At 36.9% G+C, this 21979-nt stretch carries 17 protein-coding genes and 2 pseudogenes; 7 read left to right on the forward strand and 12 right to left on the reverse strand.

The genetic code is table 11. The features are described from left to right. Nucleotides 1-146: 146 nt before the first annotated feature. A complete protein-coding gene (locus EJF36_RS20875; RefSeq protein WP_125908149.1) occupies nucleotides 147-881 on the reverse strand; it encodes a DUF2161 domain-containing phosphodiesterase in 735 nt (244 codons plus the stop codon). A gap of 276 nt (nucleotides 882-1157) precedes the next feature. Here EJF36_RS20875 and EJF36_RS20880 point away from each other — a divergent pair, with 276 nt between their 5' ends. The 3 genes from EJF36_RS20880 (at nucleotide 1158) to EJF36_RS20890 (ending at nucleotide 5584) form a co-directional block, all read left to right on the forward strand. Next, nucleotides 1158-2354: an MFS transporter gene (locus EJF36_RS20880; protein ID WP_125908150.1), complete on the forward strand. Its 1197-nt coding sequence runs from the start codon at nucleotides 1158-1160 to the stop codon at nucleotides 2352-2354. 96 nt (nucleotides 2355-2450) lie between these two features. Next, complete coding sequence (locus EJF36_RS20885) at nucleotides 2451-3371, forward strand: alpha/beta hydrolase (RefSeq protein ID WP_260472004.1); 921 nt, start codon at nucleotides 2451-2453, stop codon at nucleotides 3369-3371. Nucleotides 3372-3586: 215 nt separating this feature from the next. Continuing rightward, nucleotides 3587-5584 carry a S9 family peptidase gene (locus EJF36_RS20890; RefSeq protein WP_125908152.1) on the forward strand — a complete coding sequence of 666 codons (1998 nt, stop codon included), beginning with the start codon at nucleotides 3587-3589 and terminating at the stop codon, nucleotides 5582-5584. Between the two features lie 108 nt (nucleotides 5585-5692). On the opposite strand, the gene EJF36_RS20895 is transcribed toward EJF36_RS20890, so the two are convergent. From EJF36_RS20895 to EJF36_RS20905, 3 genes are all read right to left on the reverse strand, one after another. Continuing rightward, the gene (locus EJF36_RS20895) at nucleotides 5693-6184 is read right to left on the reverse strand and encodes an undecaprenyl-diphosphatase (RefSeq protein ID WP_125908153.1); all 492 of its coding nucleotides are present in this window, start codon (nucleotides 6182-6184) and stop codon (nucleotides 5693-5695) included. 366 nt (nucleotides 6185-6550) lie between these two features. Then, nucleotides 6551-6727 (reverse strand): FbpB family small basic protein, encoded by a 177-nt coding sequence (locus EJF36_RS20900; protein ID WP_125908154.1) that lies wholly within the window; start codon nucleotides 6725-6727, stop codon nucleotides 6551-6553. Nucleotides 6728-7158: 431 nt separating this feature from the next. Then, entirely contained in the window at nucleotides 7159-7881 is a 723-nt protein-coding gene (locus EJF36_RS20905) for a sulfite exporter TauE/SafE family protein (protein WP_125908155.1), read from the reverse strand. A gap of 252 nt (nucleotides 7882-8133) precedes the next feature. On the opposite strand from EJF36_RS20905, the gene rluF reads away from it, so the two are divergent. Continuing rightward, the gene (gene rluF / locus EJF36_RS20910) at nucleotides 8134-8850 is read left to right on the forward strand and encodes a 23S rRNA pseudouridine(2604) synthase RluF (RefSeq protein WP_185806993.1); all 717 of its coding nucleotides are present in this window, start codon (nucleotides 8134-8136) and stop codon (nucleotides 8848-8850) included. A 180-nt stretch (nucleotides 8851-9030) separates the two neighbouring features. Here the strand turns inward: rluF and EJF36_RS20915 are convergent, their stop codons facing one another. After that, a complete protein-coding gene (locus tag EJF36_RS20915; protein WP_125908156.1) occupies nucleotides 9031-9693 on the reverse strand; it encodes a response regulator in 663 nt (220 codons plus the stop codon). Nucleotides 9694-9697: 4 nt separating this feature from the next. Next, a complete protein-coding gene (locus EJF36_RS20920; RefSeq protein WP_125908157.1) occupies nucleotides 9698-10870 on the reverse strand; it encodes a sensor histidine kinase in 1173 nt (390 codons plus the stop codon). A 190-nt stretch (nucleotides 10871-11060) separates the two neighbouring features. Between EJF36_RS20920 and EJF36_RS20925 the strand changes: the two genes are divergently transcribed. Then, nucleotides 11061-11849 (forward strand): CPBP family intramembrane glutamic endopeptidase, encoded by a 789-nt coding sequence (locus EJF36_RS20925; RefSeq protein ID WP_125908158.1) that lies wholly within the window; start codon nucleotides 11061-11063, stop codon nucleotides 11847-11849. Nucleotides 11850-12170: 321 nt separating this feature from the next. On the opposite strand, the gene EJF36_RS20930 is transcribed toward EJF36_RS20925, so the two are convergent. Together EJF36_RS20930 and EJF36_RS20935 are read right to left on the reverse strand one after the other, a co-directional pair. Continuing rightward, a complete protein-coding gene (locus EJF36_RS20930; protein WP_260471965.1) occupies nucleotides 12171-13052 on the reverse strand; it encodes a TolB family protein in 882 nt (293 codons plus the stop codon). A 308-nt stretch (nucleotides 13053-13360) separates the two neighbouring features. Further along, nucleotides 13361-14581 carry an MFS transporter gene (locus EJF36_RS20935; protein WP_125908160.1) on the reverse strand — a complete coding sequence of 407 codons (1221 nt, stop codon included), beginning with the start codon at nucleotides 14579-14581 and terminating at the stop codon, nucleotides 13361-13363. Between the two features lie 486 nt (nucleotides 14582-15067). On the opposite strand from EJF36_RS20935, the gene EJF36_RS20940 reads away from it, so the two are divergent. After that, nucleotides 15068-16354, forward strand: a complete 1287-nt coding sequence (locus tag EJF36_RS20940) for an MFS transporter (protein WP_260471966.1) — start codon at nucleotides 15068-15070, stop codon at nucleotides 16352-16354. 242 nt (nucleotides 16355-16596) lie between these two features. On the opposite strand, the gene EJF36_RS20945 is transcribed toward EJF36_RS20940, so the two are convergent. Then, on the reverse strand, nucleotides 16597-17355 hold the full coding sequence (locus EJF36_RS20945; RefSeq protein ID WP_125908162.1) for an ABC transporter ATP-binding protein: 759 nt from the start codon (nucleotides 17353-17355) through the stop codon (nucleotides 16597-16599). A gap of 2 nt (nucleotides 17356-17357) precedes the next feature. Next, nucleotides 17358-18377 carry a FecCD family ABC transporter permease gene (locus EJF36_RS20950; RefSeq protein ID WP_125908484.1) on the reverse strand — a complete coding sequence of 340 codons (1020 nt, stop codon included), beginning with the start codon at nucleotides 18375-18377 and terminating at the stop codon, nucleotides 17358-17360. Nucleotides 18378-18559: 182 nt separating this feature from the next. On the opposite strand from EJF36_RS20950, the gene EJF36_RS20955 reads away from it, so the two are divergent. Then, entirely contained in the window at nucleotides 18560-19639 is a 1080-nt protein-coding gene (locus EJF36_RS20955) for an ABC transporter substrate-binding protein (protein ID WP_125908163.1), read from the forward strand. Between the two features lie 427 nt (nucleotides 19640-20066). Here the strand turns inward: EJF36_RS20955 and EJF36_RS22315 are convergent. Both EJF36_RS22315 and EJF36_RS22320 read right to left on the reverse strand, forming a co-directional pair. Continuing rightward, a pseudogene (locus EJF36_RS22315) lies at nucleotides 20067-20597 on the reverse strand (methyl-accepting chemotaxis protein); the annotation flags it as partial. 408 nt (nucleotides 20598-21005) lie between these two features. Continuing rightward, nucleotides 21006-21692 (reverse strand): annotated as a pseudogene (locus EJF36_RS22320) (HAMP domain-containing protein); the annotation flags it as partial. Between the last annotated feature and the right edge of the window lie 287 nt (nucleotides 21693-21979).

The following is a 21979-nucleotide window of genomic DNA, read 5'->3' on the forward strand; positions in this document are numbered from 1 at the left end:
ACTTGCGAAATATTCGAAATGGCTACTGGTAAATCCAGCAAAAGGGAAACATGCCTACTTTGAGGCTTCGTTCACATACCATATTCGAAGCCTCAACCAAGGTAACTAATCTCGCAAGCTTAAATCTAAAAAACTACTCATTACCTCTATCCATTCGTTTCGTCCATTTTATTAAGTAGTGCTTCATAATAGTGTAAAACCTCTGGGTATTCTTGTATCTCTCGCTTTCCTTTATCACTTAGTGTATAAATCCCTCTTTTTACCCGCTCAAACCAGCCATAAAAGTTCTTAGCTAATATAGAAGAGGTTTTGTCGCCTGTTCCAATTACTCTTAAGGCTTTCGGAGATAATTCGCCAAAATGCTCAAGATAACACGCTATTTGAATACAGTTCTCCTTATAAGCTGTCATTATTTTTGTTTTATTACTGCCACCGATATTGTAATCAGCACTGCGTCCTGCAATTTCTTTTATAAGAGACTTCCGCCTACGTTTATTATGACCCTTACTTTTCACGCGACTAAAGCTCTTTGGAGGAAAGATGACATCAACCGTTTTTCGGTTACCAGAAAACGCAACAACAATTAACCCTAACTCAAGCCGTCTACATAAATGACAAACATCTCTCCAGCGTTTTGATCTTAAGTTGTATTTTGGTTTTGGTATGGCTATATATACATCATCCGTCAGCTGTTGCCGTTTGACAGCTTGTACTAATAAATCTACACTTAAATTTAATTTTAATTCGATGATAAGTACCTCTTCACCTTTAACAGCCACCATATCACAGTCGTGTACTTCACCATACACGTCATAGCCTTCTTGAGAAAAATACCTCTGTATTGGTTTATATAAATCAACCTCTTGTAGCTTTTCCTTCATGTTAAAACACCATCCGCGCTGCTCAATTTTTATCATTGTATCATGATTTAATTGGCACTGTTCTTTAATTCCACTGCCTTTTATATTTGGTGATGATGTTGAAATGTCTTCATCGCAACTTACCCACGAGAAGAAAAGCGCTAGCATTCGAGGAGTCTATCAATTCCAGTTCACGATTCCTTCTTATTTTTTCTATAGGATTCTCAAACCATTTTTATTAAAATATAATTAGGATACCGAAATATTAATAAGTGTATTTCTTGAAAGGAGATCCATATGAGCGCACCTTTGCGACAAGAAGCACCTAGTTTACATGAAGTAAAAGAAAAAATATGGACGAGGGACTTTACAATCATTTGTATTTCTAACTTTTTTATTTTTCTTGCTTTTCAAATGACATTACCTACTATTCCTTTATTTGTAGAAGAGCTTGGAGGAAATAATCAACTTATCGGAGTTGTAGTTGGTATTTTTACTTTTTCCGCATTACTGATTCGACCATTTGCTGGTCATGCATTAGAGTCGAAAGGTAGAGGTTTTGTCTACTTAATTGGTATAGGGACCTTTGTTATATCTGTTGGTTCATTTGGCTTTGCAGGAGGCTTAGCTTTTTTATTTTTAATGAGGATCGTTCAAGGTCTTGGCTGGGGCTTCTCGACCACAGCATCTGGAACGATAGCTACTGATTTAATTCCTCCGAAAAGAAGAGGCGAGGGTATGGGGTATTATGGGTTATTCGGAAATGTTGCCCTAGCCCTCGGTCCAACCCTAGGCCTCACTCTTGCTGGTGTTCTTACTTTTAAACAACTTTTCATTACGTGTGCCAGCTTAGGGATTATGGCTTTATTATTAGCATCGCGAATTCGCTATAAAAAAATAGAACAAGTAGCAGTTCCCACTAAACGATGGGACTTGTATGAAAAATCTGCGGTACCACCATCCATTCTTCTATTTTTTATAACAGTTACTTTTGGTGGAATCGCTTCTTTCTTACCTTTGTACACTACGCAGAAAGGGATTGACGGCATTCAATGGTATTTCTTACTTTATGCTTTAGCCCTTATGCTAACAAGAACATTTACAGGAAAAATATATGATAAAAAAGGACATAGAGCCGTTTTTCCAGTTGGGGCATTCAGTATATTAGTTTCTATGCTATTATTGGCTTGGCTACCTAATAGTGTGGTACTATATGCTGGCGCTATATTATTCGGACTTGGATTTGGTACAATTCAACCAGCGTTACAAGCTTGGGCCGTTCAATCAGCACCAATAAACAGACGAGGGATGGCTAACGCGACTTTTTTCTCCTCTTTTGATTTAGGAGTAGGGGTTGGCGCCATCACATTTGGGCAAATTGCTCATTGGTTTGGTTATAGCAGTATTTACATAGCTGCCGCTTTTTCTGTAGCACTATCCCTTGCCCTTTATTTTACTGCCATTGGTCGAAAGCACCCTAAAGAAGCTGTTTGAAGAATTTAGATAGATTACTTAACATATAGAATAAAAGTGTGGAGAGAAGCAATGAAAAAGAAAATTACCATCATATCAACTATCAGTATAATAATAATGGGTTTCGCTTATGGAGCAGTAGGCAACTATTTTTATAATTATGCTCTTGCTGCAAACCAAGAAAAGGAGTTTTTGTATGATAATCCTCACCTATCCCTAAGTGAGGTAGTGATGGCTGATGTGGCCAAAGCAGCTAAGCTAGCTGATAATGAGTTCAAAGAAGAATATCCACCCTCAGCGTGGTCCGTTACTTCCGATGATAAGCTTCAGTTAAACTTACATGCCGATGTATATAAAAACGGTACAGAAAATCCTAAATGGGCCATTGTTGTTCATGGGTATACAAGCCATGCAGGACAAATGACGAGATGGATCCGTAATTTTCATGAACAAGGTTATAATGTGTTGGCACCCGACCTTCGTGGACATGGAAAAAGTGAAGGTGCTTATATTGGTATGGGGTGGCATGACAGGTTAGATATTCTGTTATGGATTGAAGAAATCACCAAAGTGGAGCCTCAAGCCGAAATTGTATTGTTTGGTATCTCCATGGGGGGCGCAACAGTTATGATGACAGCAGGCGAAGATTTACCATCCAATGTAAAAGTCATTGTTGAAGACTGTGGCTACTCTTCTGTTAGCGATGTATTTACTTATCAGTTGGATGATTTGTTTAGTTTGCCTGCATTTCCAGTTCTTAACGCTGCCAATACTGTTACGAACATACGAGCAGGCTATGATTTGTTCAAAGCATCTGCCGTTGAGCAGGTTGCTAAAAGTAACACGCCGATACTCTTTATCCACGGAGACCAAGATACGTTTGTTCCTTATGAGATGATAGATGACGTGTACGAGGCCGCGAAGGTTGAAAAGGAAAAGCTAGTAATTCCAGGAGCCGGACATGGTGAAGCTGAAAAGATTGACCCTGACTTATACTGGCGAACTATTTGGGGCTTTGTTGAAAAATATATAGACTAATTTTTATAGAGGAACTGCTCTTTACGGGCAGTTCCTTTTACTATGTTGGACGTTGGCTATAAATCCTTAAACCTGTCTATCTCCTTTGATTACACCTTACTGTTGTTAGACGGGGGGCTAAACTCATATAAACAGAACTATCAAAAAATTTAATTTTGTTTCGTTTGCCGAAATGTTATGATAGTCTTATAGTTTTTTATATGGAGGAATATATAATGGCAAAACGACCTATTACAGCAGAAGATTTATGTAATTTTAAATTTGTAGGCGATCCTCAGCTGTCACCAAACAGAGACAAAACCGCTTATGTGTTAACTCATGTAGATAAAGATAAGGATGGGTACTATTCTTATCTTTATGTAACAGACTTAAAAGGGGAAGGCAGACAGTTTACCTCGCACTATTCAAAAGATAGCCTAGTGAAGGACACTGCCCCAAAGTGGTCACCCGATGGAAGCTCGATTGCTTTTCGTTCAAATCGCACAGGAAAAAATCAAGTTTTTCTGTTACATACCGACGGTGGAGAAGCAATTCAACTAACTGATGTAAAACAAGGTATTAACGACTTCGTCTGGTCTCCAGATGGCAAACAGCTTGCTGTCACCATTAAAGGCGAATTAAAGCTGAACTCTGAGAAAGAGGAAGAAAACAACGACGAAAAAAGTGATGTGAAGGTTATTACGAGACTTCGTTACAAAGGCGACGGAGTTGGAATTTATAACGAGGACCGCACGCATGTGTATGTGTTTGACATAGAAACAAAATCTTATACAAAAATTACAGAAGGTGACCATGATTTTTCTCAGCCTCGTTTCTCAACAGATGGGAAAAGCCTATTCTACATAGGTACGAAGGAAGAGGATAAAGAGTGGGGCTATCTCCCTGCTATATGGAAATACGATATAGCATCAAAGGAAGAAACACTTTTTTATCAAGGAAATGGCTATCTTCATTCACCTTCTGTATCTCCAGACGGAAAATGGCTCGCAATCGCAGGGCATACCCGAGGAGAAAGAAGTCAAGGAAATACGAATGTTCTACTTCTATCTGTCGAAACAGGCAAACTAACAAATTTAACGGAAAGCTTTGATTATACTGTTGGAAACCTTGTAGGTGTCGATGCAAAGTATGACACAGCAGAGCTTCGCTTAATTTGGGACACTACTAGCTCATTCATTTACTTTAATGCTACAGTTGGTGGAGATTGTCAGCTCTATAAAGTAAATCTAGAAGGAGAGGTATCATCTGCTCTGTCACCATCTGTTGCATCTGTTACATCTTATGATATCGTAAGCGAAGATCAAGCTGTTCTTGTTCTAGCAACGCCTCATTCTACAGGTGATTTAGTAGTTCAAGACTTGAATAACGTAGACAACACGAAGAATCTTACAGACTGGAATGGAGATTTATATAACGAGGTACATTTAAGTACACCTGAAAATTTCCAGTATAAAAGTACAGACGGATGGGATATTGAAGGTTGGATATTGAAGCCTTATGGGTATGAGGATGGTAAGAAATATCCGATGATTCTACAAATTCACGGTGGACCAGCAACAGCCTATGGAAATGGTCTACACCATGAAATGCAATTAATGGCCGCCAAAGGGTATGTTGTGCTTTACACAAATCCGAGAGGAAGCCATGGCTATGGTCATGACTTTGTAAATGCCGTTATCGGAGATTACGGTGGTATGGATTACGAGGATATTATGGCTGGTGTAAATCATGCTTTAGAAAGCTTTAATTATATAGATCATGACCAATTATTTGTGACAGGTGGCAGCTACGGTGGCTACATGACGAATGTTATCGTTACTCGTACTACTCGTTTTAAAGCAGCCGTCACACAACGTAGTATTTGTAACTGGCATAGCTTCTATGGCACAAGTGATATCGGCTTCTTCTTCACGGAGTGGCAGCATGGACATGCTGATTTATGGGATGATGTTGAAAAGCTATTGAAGCTATCACCACTTACTTATGCGCGTAATGTAAAAACACCGACACTCATTCTGCACAGCGAACAGGATTTACGTTGTCCAATGGAGCAAGCAGAACAATGGTATATAGCTCTTAAGCGTTTAGGGGTAGAAACAAAGCTAGTGCGCTTCCCTGATGAAAACCATGATCTCTCCCGCTCTGGGAAACCGAAGCACCGCCTAGAACGTCTGCAGCATATCATTGACTGGTTTGATGATAGGCTGAACTAATAACGGATCTTAAATTATGAGTATGTCACTAGTTTAGCTTCATACTTAAGTAACGAAGCCACATCATTTTTAGATGTGGCTTTGTTGCATTCCATATGTACGAAATCATTAGCGCCCCTTCACCTTATTCACAACAAGACTAATTAATGACCCTAAAGTAGCACTGCCAACAATATCAGACGGATAATGGCTACCGACCCATATTCGTGAGAAGCCTGTTAAACATGATAACGTTGTTAAAATAACTCCAAGGACTCGGTTTCGTAACATGACCGATGTTGAGAAGGCAAACATTAAGATTGTATGCTTGCTTGGAAAAGTAGAATCCTTTTTCGATGGAATAAGAATATCAACTCGGCCTTTCAAAAATGGACGAGGTTTAAAAGTAAATAATTTAATTAATGAATTAATCAAAAAAGCTAGTACAGTGGATTGTAACACTTTTATTGGTACTTTCCTTTCTGAATTGAACAGCCACATTAACAGAAAAACAAAAGCAAATATATACCTTACCTTAGTTGAAGCAAATATCATGAGAGAATCCATTACTCGGTTACGACCTGAATAGGACTGGATGAATTGAAACAATGCTTTATCCATATAAGCTACTCCTTTAACAACATCTGTTCATGTTATTATGTCATTTAATTATCTATCCAATTCAATCCCAACCGGTATTACATATAGATGAAGCGTCAAAATAGTTATCAAAAGTTCTTGTATATTTACAGAACGAAAGAGATTATCATGCGTATGTATAAAGTTCTAAAATACAAAAGACTAGTGGTAATTAAGTAGTAAAAAAGCATGACCGTAGGACATGCTTTTTCGTGTGCATCTAGTTAGTAAAGGTCTTTTGATTAGCTTCTTCTCTTAGGAATTAAAGAAAAACATGTATACTCGCTTTAGGCTCTTGAGTAATTTCCTTTATATCCACTTCCGTACGGTCACCTGCTAAACTACTTTCTAGTTGATTTCATTCAACAAGTCCTCGTTAGAATTTCCTTTCAAATTGTCCCCCATATCATTGTGATGCTTACCTTCAATTCGTATTTCAATTTTTTCGATAGCGTCTTTATCCTTTAAAAGTTCCTGTTTATTTTTTTCAATTAAATCATAAAATGATGTTTTAAATTTTCTCATCGTGGTTCTCTCCCTCCCATAAGTATGATATATTCATACCTTTATCCTGCTAAGGAGCGAGTCTTTAAAAACAAAAAGACCTCTACCCAAAACAGGTAAAGGTCTTGCTAACAACGAAAATTTGCCAATAAAGCCGAGAGATGAACTCTGTAATGACGACTTTACTGTAAAAGCTACTCCCCTTTATTAAAAAGGCTAAATATTCAATTTATATTTTAATAATACCGTACTTTTCAAAACATGTCTATCAAATAAAACTTGTAATATAATCCACTAGAAAGTTGACTTGGCGGCTCACCTTTTTTTACAAAACCTATCCTTCTACCATAAGAACATGTGGCCTAACTATCGGGACATTTTTTGTCCATCGTATAATTACATGCAGATTTTAGGCAAAGTTACTTTCATTCATGTCTGTCTCATCCTATTGATTACAATAATCCTAAACTTTCAGTTAATAAATATACTCCTGTAAACAATAAAATGATATACGTGAGAATACGAAAAGTATCTTGATTAATCCTTCTAAAAAGAAGTTGTCCTAAATACAACCCTGCAAATACTAAGGGCAATGCCCATACACTTGATATCCATACTGTCTTAGTTGTACCCGCAAAAACAACTTGGATTATTAAACTAACAAAGTATATGAATAAATAAAAGGCAAGTGTAGTGCCTCTTAATTTTTCCTTATGAGTATTTGTGCCTGAAAAATATAATAACAGTGGCGGTCCGGGCATACCTATACTTGTTGTAAGTGAGCCTGAGAGTCCACCAACAATTATGTCTCTTATTTTATTTTGGTTAATTCGAAACTTAAGAATAAGCATAAATGTTAATAATAAGATAATAAGGCTTACTCCCATCTTTAATCCGTTTATATCTATTAACAAGAAAATAACAATTCCTACTGGTAACCCTGTAACACTTCCTACCAGTAATCTTTTAAGGATTTGAAAATCAATATCCTTTCTAATTTTCCTTATTAATGCACTAGATATTATTAAAGACAATATCAAATTTATTTGAATTGCCTCAAATGGTTCAAATAGTAGAAGTAAAAAGGGAGTAGCCAAAATTGAAAAGCCGAACCCTGTACTCGTTTGAAGTATGGAAGCAACTAAAATAATTATAATAAATGCTACTGTCTCCATAAAATACTGCTCCCCTAATACATCATTCTCTAAAAAAGGTTATGGTTTTAATGTCAAAAAAATAAAGATACCTTTGAAATTGCAAGTATCCCTTCTAATCTATTTTATCATTTCACTAATTGTTTAACTATCTATAGTCGGGCTTTTTACTTTGACTCTAATTTTGGTGTTCAGTTTATTTTAATGAGAGTTTTGATTCGCTCTTCAAAATAAGGTATATTTGAAATAAAAATCAACTCTCTACTTAAGGTTGTGATTAACATACGTATTAATAAATATATTAGCGAGTCTGGAAAAACATCTAGGCGCGGTGCAGATAAATTAATTAATGAAGGAAAAGTAACAATAAATGGGAAACTTGCACAAATAGGTAGCCAAGTTGAACCCGGGGATGATGTTCGAGTAAGTGGAGAGCCTATTCGAATAGCTAAAAACAATGTTTATATCGCTCTAAATAAACCTGTAGGCATCACAAGCACAACAGAGAGACATATAAAGGGGAACATTATTGACTTAGTTAATCATCCGTTAAGAATATTTCACATCGGTCGGCTAGATAAAGAATCAGAAGGTTTAATACTACTCACGAATGATGGCGATATTGTTAACGAAATTTTACGTGCGGAAAATAAGCATGAAAAGGAATATATTGTATCAGTAGACAAACCGATAACCTCTGATTTTTTAAAGAAAATGTCAGACGGTGTTGAAATATTAGATACAGTCACACTTCCATGTGAGGTAAAGCAACTATCAAAGTTTGAATTTCAAATCATTTTAACACAAGGGTTAAATCGACAAATTCGACGCATGTGTGCGGCATTAGGTTATAAAGTTTATAGACTACAAAGAACGCGAATTATGAACATACATTTAGGTAACCTTGCCCCTGGACAATGGAGAGATTTAACAATAAAAGAGCGCACACAATTATTTAAAGAGCTAAACTATGAGCCGAGAGAATGGTGAAAAACATTAAAGAACTTACATAGAATCATACACTGATTCGTATTCAAATCGGAGGGCTTGCGTTCTAATATTAGCCCTCCCCCTCCTTCTTACTAAAAAGGTAATAGCATCAATCGATTCGTCTCCTTCTGCTCCCTTACATCATCTTCCATGGCAGAGTGAGAACCGTCCCCATGCATCCTATGATTCTACTAAATTCTCTTCCTTAGCTTTTAAGATAGCTTGCACACGGTCCGTTACTTCTAACTTGGAATATATCGTTGAAATATAATTTTTCACAGTACCTTCTGTTAAATAAAGTTCACGTGCAATTTTCCGATTATCTTTTCCACTTACAAGAAGCTGTAACACATCCGTCTCTCTTTGTGTGAGGCCATAGTTATGCTTCTCCGATTTTTGTTTAATAGGGTTAGATGCTGATATTCCACTTGTCCATTCTGTTACCATCTGCTTGGCGAGCTCCTGTGGAATTAAAGTTCCTCCACTATGGACTATACGAATACTTGATGCTAAATCCTCTGGTTGCATAGCCTTTAGTAAATAGCCATCAGCGCCTGCCCCTAAAGCCTCTTTAACATAGTCCATATCATGAAAAGTCGTAAGCATGATAACACTGGATTTATGCCCTAGTTGCTTAATATGTCGCAATGCCTCTATCCCAGTCATTTCTGGCATGTGAATATCCATTAATATTACATCAGGTTGGTGTTTTTTATACAAATCGATGGCTTCTAAACCGTTAGAAGCTAAACCAACAACATCGATGTCTTTCTCCCCCTTCAAAACAATTCGTAAACTGCCGCGAATTAAATCCTGATCGTCAACAATTAATACTTTAATCATGGCTTTATCCAACCTTTCTATACTTTAATGGCAACTGGCAATGCACTGTAGTTCCAATATTTTCACCAGATTTTATTTCTAACTCCCCATGATAAGCGTCAATTCGTTCGCGCATTTTAGTTAATCCGTATCCATATTGAAGATTCTCTGTACCGCGACCATTATCATGTATAGTCAAGCTAATTTGATTCGACTGAAGAGTAAGTGTAATTTGAATCTGATTAGCTCCTCCATGACGTTTTGCATTAGTTAAAGATTCCTGCATACATCTTACAAATATCATCTTAATAGGCAAAGGTACCACTACATCCGCTCCGACATGATTAAAATCAATTTTTGTCCCCGTATATAAAGCAAATTCTTCTGCTATTTTATTAAGCTTTATTAATAATGGCTCCTCATCTGCCAAAGGTACGATATGGTGGATTTGCTCACGAACTTCATCTAATCCTTTGCTTGCGGCATCTCTTAACTGCTTCAAGCTCATCTGCGCTTCATCAGGTTCTGTTTTCACCAAATAGGAGACAGCATCCAAACCCATAATAACCGACGTCAGTGTATGGCCAACGGTATCATGTAATTCCCGTGCTAGTCGGTTGCGTTCTTCTAATAACGTTATAGTCTCTACTTGTTTTGCATATTGTTCAAGTACTTGACGTTGTTGTTCATTTTCATCTAATAGGTGTTGCATCTTTTGTTGGACATGTATTATTTTCCAAATAATGCACCCCAATCCGAAGAAGAGAAATCCTTCTAAAATAGCAAGATTAAAGGAGGATAATGGTGTAACTAGTGCCATCGTAATAGACGGAATGATTGAGAACCAAATCCATAGTGGCACCCTAAGTCTTACAGTATGTATTTGAGCAGCAGCACACATAGCTGGAATCGCAATATAAGAAAAGTATTTTCCTATTTCATAAGAACTATATAGGAGGAATAACCCACTAAGAGTCAGTTCGAGAACGGGATAAATCCATTTGTTCATTCGTTCACTTTTTAACCATATAAGTTGAGGAATAACCCCCGCTATGAGGGCAGAAAAAAATAATAGATAGCTGTTTTCAATTTCACTCTGATAGAAAAAGACCAGCACAATCCAATGCATTAGGACCCAAATCATTCTTGTGTAAAATAAAACACGGTGTCCCCAGTGAGAACCTATAAGGCTAGACATATTGGTAAAATCCCCCTTCCACACTCCTTCTGATTATACAAAATTTTTAGATAGTTGTGTGTAATTTAAAAAGTCATATATGACTTTCTTGGAAAATACCTTACTGTAGGCACTACGCCTTATTACCTTCTATTTTGCATAATAACAGTAGAATTAAAAAAATCACAAAGCTTAAAGGAGAAATGGAGCCATGAAAAAACTACAATTATTTTTTAAGAATCATCCTTTTATATTTGCATTCTTCGTATTGATTATGAGTCGTATTGCTGGATTAGTCACAGTTAGCTTAATACAAATGGTTAGACCAGACTGGACTATCGCTAGTGAACTTGGCTGGTTATTGATGGTTATCTATGCGGGGACGGTTGTTAGTCTAGTATATTGGGCTGATGTTGCTGACGAAATAGGTCTTAGGAAACCTACTTCAAAAAAAGAATGGTTGTATTATATCCCTTTCTTATCTATACCGTTATTCATTTTATCGATTAATGGAGTTTCTAGCTGGGGCTTTACGCAAAATATGTTACTCTTAATGGCTGCTATTGGCGTAGCAGTAAATGAGGAAGTATTGTTTAGAGGGTTATTACTTCGAGGATTTATGAAATGGGGACCTTGGGTTGCTATTTTCGTTCCGAGTTTGCTGTTTGCACTAGTTCACTCCACTAATGTTTTTGTAGGAGGGGACCCGACGTTTGCCGTTTTCCAGACTATTTGGACGCTTGCAGCGGGAGTTTTACTATCTGCAATTAGACTACGTGCTAACAGTCTATATCCGGTCATACTGTTACACATCTTAATAGATGGCGTTGAATACTTCTCAACAGGTGAATTTGGCGTTCATTCAGAAGCATTCCCTATCATTACTCTTGCACTGTTTTCTGCGTTAAATGCCATTCTGGCTATATATGCTGTTATTCTTTTCTATAAAAAACAGTACCATAAAAACCAAGCAGTTGCTGAAAATACAAACGTTATTTAAAACTTTGGAGAGAAGACAATTGTCTTCTCTCCTAAATATTTTACGAGAAACTGTTAAATTTTTTGGTACTGTTAGCATGCATTTATAGTTAACTTTTCCCCTCTGCCGTAAGATGTTCACCTCAGGAAATTGGGATTTCCTAGAACTAGCACGGACCTGATGCATAACATCGTGAAAGAACGTTGTGAATGTTGTCTATCGCCGGCGTTCATGGATATTTAGTTTCTTTTTCATTAATCTGTCACTACTCACCGATCTCCCACCACTCTCTTGTAACCTATACGTTTGGCAGAGTGAGAACCGTCCCCATGCATCCTATGTTCAGATTAGTTCATAGCGTACAAAAGCGAGCTGTTTACTGTCTGGCGACCAAGAATTAACATTTATAGTGCCTTGTCCTCCAAACAACTTTACTAGTGAACGAGAGTCCCCACCAGCACTTGGCATTAATCTTAACTCAACGTGCTTATTCGGGGGATGATCACCAGGTTCAACATCTCCTTTGCGATAAGCAATATATACTACATTTTCACCATCAGGTGACACATGAGGAAACCAGTTATTGCTTTCTTCAAATGTCATCTGCTTCTGATCGCTTCCGTCTGCATTCATTCTCCATATTTGCATTAGTCCTGATTTTGTTGAGTTATACCATATGTGTTTACCATCCGGGGAGTATTCAGGTCCATCATCTAGGCCTGTGAAATCAGTTAGCTGCGTCTCAACTCCTCCGTTTGCTGGAATTGTATAAATATCATACTGTCCGTTACGTTCAGCGCAGTAAGCAAGAGTTTGTCCATCAGGTGACCATCCGTGTAAATAAGATGGTGCCATCGGTGTAATGAGAGTCGGATTACCGCCCTTTAATGGGACTATATAGATTCGAGATTGATGATCTTCTACCGTATGATGACTTACTGCAATATGAGTTTCGTCAGGAGACAAAACATGATCATTATTACAAGAAGTAGCAAAACCTGAATCGATTAAAGTACTTTCCCCAGTAACAATGTCAAACGAGTAAATATGTCCCTCACTGTTATATATAAGCTTATTGTTACGGGTCCAATTTGGCGCTTCAATAAGCTTATCAAAGGTTGCTAAAGTTTTTCTCTCGCCTGTTTCTATATGTATTGTTTCAAGAATACTTCTAGTTTCTTCTCGAACTGGAATATCAATTGATTCGTTTAATTCGGCCATCATTTTTCCCCTTACCATTTTGATTTTATTTGCTTAATCCATAAAAATTCGCTACTCGCTAAACCTTTTAACAGAAATACGTTTATGTTTTTATTATTCTATAAAAAATCTGTAAAGCCTTCAATTTTTTATTTTGCAAAGGGTAACACAGCTGTGCTCTAGCTGAGAGCTAATACTGAATAGATACCTTGTGCTCTTTGAAAGAGCGTATTAGATATTATAAGGTTTAATGCTTGTTTAACTCTACCGAATGAATGGTGGATTATTGATATTTCCAACCCTGCTTCCGAATCGAAATTTCCTATCCTTTTTTATACAGATTGCTCAAGATTCTGATGCTTCACAAACTTGATATGAGTATATACTAGAATAACCAGTGTGATGGCAATAAAGCTGCCATGGAAAAACGACACCATCATTTTTAAAGAGGATGCTTCTAGTAAAATAGGTGCGACGACAAAGCCGAGTGCAAAACCTAACGATTTCAAAAGCATCCCCACCCCAAAGATTCGTCCGCGAATATGATTATCTGTCTTCTGCAAAATAGTCGCATGCAAGGTTGTAAAACCGGCATCAAAAACGCCTGTAAAAAATGCAAAAGGTAACACAACTGAAAGACTCAGATTTGATAGAAATGTAATAAAGCCCGTTGACATGAGAATAGCCGTTACAAAGCAGGCAACATAAAGATGATTTCCTTTTAAAAACGTTAGCCTTGGAAGAAGAACTGTGGCTAAGACGGAGCCAACTCCCCATACACCCCAAATTAGACCGTAATATAAGCTTTGTTTCGATGCATTAATGCTTTCCGCTAATAGCGGTATCCCTAGGTTATGTGAAGCACCCGCAAACGCCCCAACTAAAAAGACAATATTCACAGACAAAAGCATCGGTGCAAGAAGAATAAATTGATACACTTCCTTTAAATCGTTCCCGATTGCAATAAATTTCTCTTTTATGCCAGATGTCACCGTAGTGCGGGCAGAAACCGATGTAGCATTCCACTTCATTTTTATAAGAACAACGGCAGATATAATATATGTTGCAGCATCTATTATTAATGTGACTTGATAACCTAGAAAATCGGTTATCACCCCTGCACCAATGAATCCAATTACTAAGCTGATTGATGTTAGTCTAGAGATTAATGCATTTGTTTCGAGCACCTTATCCTGACCAAAAATTTGTGGAATCTCCGCACTGTAACTAACCGCAAAAAAGCTACTCGTTAATCCAATCAAGAAACAAACAATCACAATCATAATTGGATTCGGAAAAGGAATTAAACTTAATATAATAACGGCACGGAAAATATCTGTCACAATCATGATTTTACGGCGGTCAAAACGGTCTGCCAAAACACCAGAGAACAAACTAGAAATGACTCCCCCGAGTGTGCGAAATGCCATCGTACCTGCCAACCAGGCTGGACTCTGTGTGGCTACATACATAAGAACATTAATAGCAATTAAGTCCATAAATGTCCCTAAATCAGAAAAAGCTTTAACGTATAAAAATATTTTTCGATTCATACGATCTCCCATATTAGGTAAAATTTACTCGGATAGCACTTGAGGAAAATCCGAGGTGACACAAAGAACAAAGAGGTGGCGGTGGTTCCAAAAACCACAAAAACCTCAGGACACGTAGCTGAAAAATGACTGAATTAAAGTCGAATTTTAGCAAAAATTGTAGGTGCCTGGCACAGCCTTTTTTGGTACTTGGATAAATCCATTCATACCAAGGCTGCAAAACATGTCGAGGGGTGTCGGTGCCTGGCACCACCAAAAACCGAGTATTTGTACATGATCTTTAGTAAGGTTAATAACGTAATTGTATATAGTTTTCATTTATTTCGCAATACGAAATTTATCCAGGGGGTATCAATCTTGGAATCTATTAGCTCATATCATAATGTAATAATGAGATAAAAAATTAATAACGCCAAAACACATACCCTTTGTGGTATTATATACTATTAAGGAATGTTAAAGCATAAGGAGCGGAGGTGGCGTCATTTGTTTGCTTTTGAAACAAATGATATTAATCAAATTGTAAATTCAGAAGAGCTGCAGCAAAAATTGTATAAACGTACGTTACGTGTTGTATTGCTTGCACAAACATTAGGGGGCGCTGGATTAGCAGCTGGGATTACTGTCGGTGCCCTATTAGCAAAGGATATGTTAGGTGTAGAAAGCTTCTCCGGTATACCATCTGCCCTCTTTACATTAGGTTCTGCTTTAGCAGTTTTTCTAGTGGGACGAATCACTCAAACATACGGGAGACGATTAGGGTTATCTTTAGGATTTTTGGCAGGTGGACTGGGCGCTTTAGGAGTCGTATTAGCGGCGAATATTGATAGTATTGCGTTATTATTTTTCTCATTTTTCATATACGGTGCGGGTTCGTCGACTAACTTACAAGCCCGTTATGCTGGAACTGATTTAGCAGGCCCACACCAGCGTGCGAAAGCAGCAAGTATTGCAATGGTAGCAACGACACTAGGTGCTGTAGGCGGTCCTAATCTAGTGACCCCGATGGGACATGTCGCAGAATATTTTCAAATGCCCGCACTAGCAGGACCATTTCTATTAGCGGCTGTAGCCTATATTGCAGCAGGGGTCTCCTTCTTACTATTATTAAAACCAGATCCATTACTTATCGCACGGTTAATAGAACAGAGAGAACAACACGAAACAAATACACTTCAACCATCAACACTACAACAAGGACAACGAATTGGTGTATTGGTAGGCGCAGCCGTTCTTATTCTTTCACAAGTGATTATGGTTGCTATTATGACAATGACACCGATCCATATGGAAGGTCATGGCAGTAACTTATCCGCTATTGGTATTATTATTGGCTTACATATCGCAGCGATGTTCCTTCCTTCTTTATTGACAGGCTCGCTTGTTGATAAAATAGGTCGTTCCAAAATGGTGATTGCGTCTGCTGTGACATTAACCGTTTCTGGTTTCATAGCTGCTTTTGCACCAGGAGATTCTGTCCCTTTATTAACAATCGCTTTAATCTTACTAGGTCTCGGCTGGAACTTTGGTTTAATCAGTGGTACCGCGATTATTATTGATTCGACCACCATCCATAACCGTGCCAAAACGCAAGGATCTGTTGACGTTGGGGTCGCGCTTGGAGGCTCCATTGGTAGTCTACTTTCAGGTGTCATTGTTGCGTATTCAAGCTTTGCCATCTTAGGATTATTAGGAGCTTACTTGTCTCTAATTTTAATCCCTCTAGTTATATGGGCTTCAAAAAGAACAAAGCAAACACAAACAGCCATTTAAAAAGAGCCTATTTCTGCTAGCAGAAATAGGCTTAATGTCTAATATATATAAAGTTCACTATTGTTGTTTGTTAAGTACATACAACACTAGAATCCGTAACCGTTCTGTTACTTACCCGAAAGAAAGTTCAAAAAGTAGTGCTCTTTTCGTTTGGACACAACTTTTTTATCAAACAATTACTATTTCAATATAAATATACTTCTCCCTCATTGTCAGTTATAAACTATAAAGTTAGATATATACTATAAATAAGCAATTCCAATATGGCCCGTTACGGGATTTTTGTAAATCTCGCACTTCACGTCGAAAACAAATTCAATATTCTCCTTCGTAAGAACATCTTGTGGCCTTCCATATGTTACGATTGATCCTTTTTTTAGTAAATATAAGTAATCACAATATGCACCAGCTAAAGTTAAATCATGTAAAGCAGCTAAAGTGCCAATATTTATTTCCTTTACTGTTTTTATTATTTCTAGCTGGTATTTAACATCTAAGTGGTTAGTCGGCTCATCTAATATTAAAAAATTCGGTTCCTGGGCCAATACACGTGCTAATATCACTCTTTGTTTTTCTCCACCGGATAAAGTTAAGAAATTTCGATCCTTGTAAGATAACAAATTCACCTTAGCTAGAGCACGTTCCACAATTTCATAGTCCACTTTAGCTTCCGAATCTAACAGTTTTTTATGTGGGGTTCTTCCCATCATAACCATTTGTTCGACTGTAAAATCAAAACTAATCTCATTGAATTGACCTACAACGCCCAAATGCTTCGCAATCTTTTTCGATTTTTCCTTTAATACATCCATATCACCAAGTTTAACGAGCCCGCTGTTTGGCTGTAGGACTTTATAGATGCTTTTTAACAGTGTTGATTTACCACAGCCATTTGGACCTAGTATTCCAACGAATTGTTGACTATTCACAAGAAGCGAGATATCATGTACAATCTTTTTTTTTCCAATTTCAATAGAAATATTATCAACTTGAAGGTTCATCTTTATTTCCCCCCGAATCCATACCCTTTTTTTATAAGCATATACATAAACATTGGTGCGCCAATAATGGCCGTCACAACTCCAATCGGCAACTCAACTGTAGGTATGATGATACGAGCAAAAATATCTGCCCAAATAAGAAAAATTGCCCCAAATAAAATCGTTGCTGGAAGTAATCTTCTATGATCTGAACCAACTACACTTCGTATTAAATGTGGAATTATTAAGCCTACAAACCCTACCATTCCAACAGATGCAACTGATATTCCCGTTAAAATCGCTGTAATTACCATGTATATCTTTCTATATGAGCTTAAGTTTATTCCTAACGTAACGGCAGCTTCATCTCCGAGTAACATCGTATTAAGATTCCGAGATTGAATCATTAAGAAAATAATACCAATCAATATAGTTATAGTAAGAAGTGGGATTTCACTCCACCGTGCACTTGCAAGACTTCCCATACCCCAAAACGTAATAGTACGGATCCCCTCGGCATTGTTGGCAATATAGATTATAAAATTTGAGAAAGCGGAAAATAGAGCATTAATCACCATACCCATTAGTACTAGTTTTACCGACGTCATTTTGCCGCCTATGCTAGAAAAAGTAAGTACTAGAAAGCTTGCTATTAAAGCACCTGCAAATGCCCCAATGGCTAAACTAAATTGGGCAAATATAGTACCTGTACCAAAGCCAATTAGTACAGCAAACGTGGCCCCTAATGTGGCTCCTGAAGAAATCCCTAGTATATATGGATCAGCCAATGGATTTTGGACCGTAGCCTGCATAATTGCTCCACAAAGAGCTAGAGCGGCTCCTATAAGCATGGCCATCAAGACACGCGGAAAGCGAATGCTCCAAATTATATTAACATATGAGCCTGCTTGTATATCCTCGATATTACCAATTGGAATTCCAAACGTTTTATAGAGTAATATTCGGAATGAATGTGATAGAGGAATATCAACTTGTCCTAGTGAAACACCTAACACTATGGAGAGTAGAAGAATGAAAAGCATACCTATATAAACACTAGTCAAAAAAGTTTTTGATTCAGTAAAGCCTTTGTTTAGTTTAAAATCCACAGAAGAATTCCTCCAAAAAAAATATTGTCAAAATAATTATCTTATTCTATACTAATTGAGAAAGATTATCATTGTCAAACGATCTTTTGCAAAATAATTAATAGGGTGGGGAAAATATGAGGAACATTACACTTTTATCAATAATGCTATTTATGATGTTATTGGTAGGTTGTTCTACACAACCGAACGAGGGTGCACAATCCAATACAGAAGAGAACACTACTACAACTGAACAAACAGAAACTAAGATAGACTCGAATACTGAAGAAGCTGCTGAAGATAAAGGTAAAACACAATATCCATTAACAATTGATAACTATTTAACAACAGATGGGTTTACATATGAAACACACACACAAACCTTTGAAGCTTCTCCAGAGAAAATTGTGGCTAATACACAAGGAATGGCTGAAATCTTAGTTCACTTAGGATTAACAGATAAGATTGTCGGTGTCGCTGCCTTATATGGAGAAACAGACGCTGAGATTACTGAAGAATTTAATAAGATTCCTGTTATTACGGAAGGTTACGCTAGCAAAGAGCTTGTTGTAGGTCAAGACCCTGATATCATAATGGGGCGCGCAGGTTTGTTCCAAGATGCAGAGTGGGGTGTTGGTACAATAAGCAGTTTAAATGATCTAGGTATTAAAACATTTGTTCAACATACTAGTTTAACAGGTGGTACACTTGACAGCTTATATAAAGATATTGAAGACATAGGATTAATTTTCAATGTGCAGGATTCTGCTGATGTATATATCAATAAGCTAAAAGAACAGCAAGCAGCTCTTGAAGAAAAGGCTAGTGAGAAACCATTAACATACGCATATGTATATAATGCTGGTGATGGTAAGATTGCTCCCGATGCTGGTGGCGCCTACACATTCATTGCCGACACGCTTGAAAAATTAAATTTAACAAACGCTCTAGCTGATATTGAAGGCACGGTAAGTGTTGAACAACTAGTGGAAAAAAATCCGGATATATTCTTACTTTCTAATTATGCGGGTGGTCCAGACCCAGAAACAACAATGGAAAGTTTTTATAACGATGAAGCACTTCAAAGTATTAATGCCATTAAAAATAAAGCTATTATTGTGATTGATTTTAACCAATTCTTTGGTTACGGTCCAAATATATTAGACGGTGCAGGGAAATTGGCAGATGATATTGCGAGTAATTCAAGTTTAAAATAAAAAGCTCTGCTAAACTTTGTTGTTGATTTTCGCTACATTGCGCTCGCTACTATCAACAATATTCAAAAATCAACACTCACCTTTATTAGAGCCAAATAAAAAAAGAAAAAAAGCCTGTCTCCTGCTAGGATAAAGCAACAAACTACTAGCAGAGACGGGCCTTTTTTTATTATTCGTGGTATGGTTCAGAACAGATAACCACTCTTTACTATCCTCTGCATCGAAAAAATACCCATTTTATAGTTACAGTTTAAGATTAAGTAGTCTTCCGATAGAGATAAAAAAGGAACTGACCTATAGCAAAGTGCCAGTCACTTCTACTGCAATTTGTATAATGGACGATACATTTTACATATAGTGAATGAGAATCTGGCAAGTATGGAACAGCCCCTGCTAATTCATAAACGCAGGTTATTATGTAACCTTTTTAGATTTTAAATTTACTTATTTGAGTTGATAAATTTTCAGCCATCTTTGATAAATTGTATGCAGATGCTGTAATCTCTTCGGTGGAAGCAAGTTGCTCCTCAGAAGATGCCGAGACATTCTGTGTACCGGCAGCAGATTCTTCAGCAATACTTGATACAGCATGAATACTTCTTAATACGTGTTCTGTCCCTGCCGCCATTTCACTCATCGAAATAGATACATCTTTCACCTGACTAGTTACTTCATTAATAGCTTCTTTAATATGTAAAAATGAATTTCCGGCAGTTTTAGCGGTCACAATCCCATTATCTACTTCTTTAATAGTAGAATCCATTGAATATATAGCATTTGTAGTTTCTTCTTGAATTCTTGTTACTAGCTGCGAAATTTTATTAGATGACTTTGCTGATTCTTCAGCTAACTTTCTTACTTCGTCAGCTACTACTGCAAAGCCCTTTCCATATTCTCCTGCTCTTGCTGCTTCAATAGCAGCATTCAATGCCAAAAGATTAGTTTGATCTGCAATTCCTCCAATGACAGTTACGATTTCCCCTATTTCTTTAGATTGAGAATCAAGTCCCTTTATGACATGACTTAAATTTTGAACCGTTTCTGAAATTTCATTCATCTGATTAATGGACGTATCAATAGCTAAACTACCTTCTTTTGTTTTCATATCCGTTATTTCTACAGTAGACGCTACATTTTCAGCATTACTTGATACTTGTTCTACACTTGCTACCATTTCATTTATTATATCTATTGCACCTTCTACTTGTTTTGTTTGATTTTCTGAGCCTATAGCTAACTGTTGAATATTTGATGTGATCTCTTCACTAGCATGACTGCTTTGTTCAGCGCTTGCTGTTAATTCCTCGGATGTTGCCGCAACTTGGTCGGATGTTTCTTGTACCTCTTTAACCAAATCACGCAAATTAATAACCATTTCATTAACTGATTGAGTTAAAGTAGCAATCTCATCTTTTGATTTTATTTTTATTTCCTCTCCAGATAAATCTCCGGCTGCTATTAATTTTACACGGCTAACTATTTGAATTATAGGTTTGATGATAATATTCGAAATAACAACAGCAATTATAATACCTAAAATGATACATAAGATAGTGATAATAGTAGTTACTCTATCTAGGGATTTGCCATTTTCAATAAGCTTCAAGCTATTAGCTTGAATGAACTCCTCTCTATCCCTAGCTGACTTATTAAACCCAGCCATTATTTGGCTAGCAGTGCCTGTTCCTTTCTCTTGAAGAGCTTGTAGGGCTACCTCTTTATTTCCTTTATCATACTCAGCAAATACCTCCTCTTGAATCAGCTCTCTCCATTGATTACTTTGCTCTATGAGAGATTTCACTTCATCTGAGTTATTTAATGAAAGTACCTTATCCTGCGTTATTTTACTTTCTTCTGTGTATGAATTAAACATATCTTTATACGTTTGATAACCAAAAAGCACATATCCCCTTGCTAAAGAAATCCCTTGACTCATATTAATCTCTAAATCTTTGTCTGCTATTAATAATTCAAGATCTCTTGTTACAACCTGTTCTACTTCCTTATTAAATGTTTTAATATTTATCAAGACATACGTAGATAAAATTAACATTAAAACAAGAATGATAGAAAAACCTAGTAATATTTTATACTTAATACTTTTCACGATGCATTTTCTCCTTCTCCAGATACGTCAATTTTTAATACACTAACCAAAAATAAAGCGCTTACATTTCATACTAGCACTGGGCTAATTATCATGTAAATAAAATGCAATGAAAATTCAATAGATTGTCGTAATTAAAACAACCTGAACCCTGCTAGGAAAAAGTATTAAATTGCTAGCGGAGACAGGCCTAGTTCTATCCATCAATTACTTATTTGTATTATGTTTCACCC

Source organism: Bacillus sp. HMF5848, assembly GCF_003944835.1.
Classification (GTDB): domain Bacteria; phylum Bacillota; class Bacilli; order Bacillales; family HMF5848; genus HMF5848.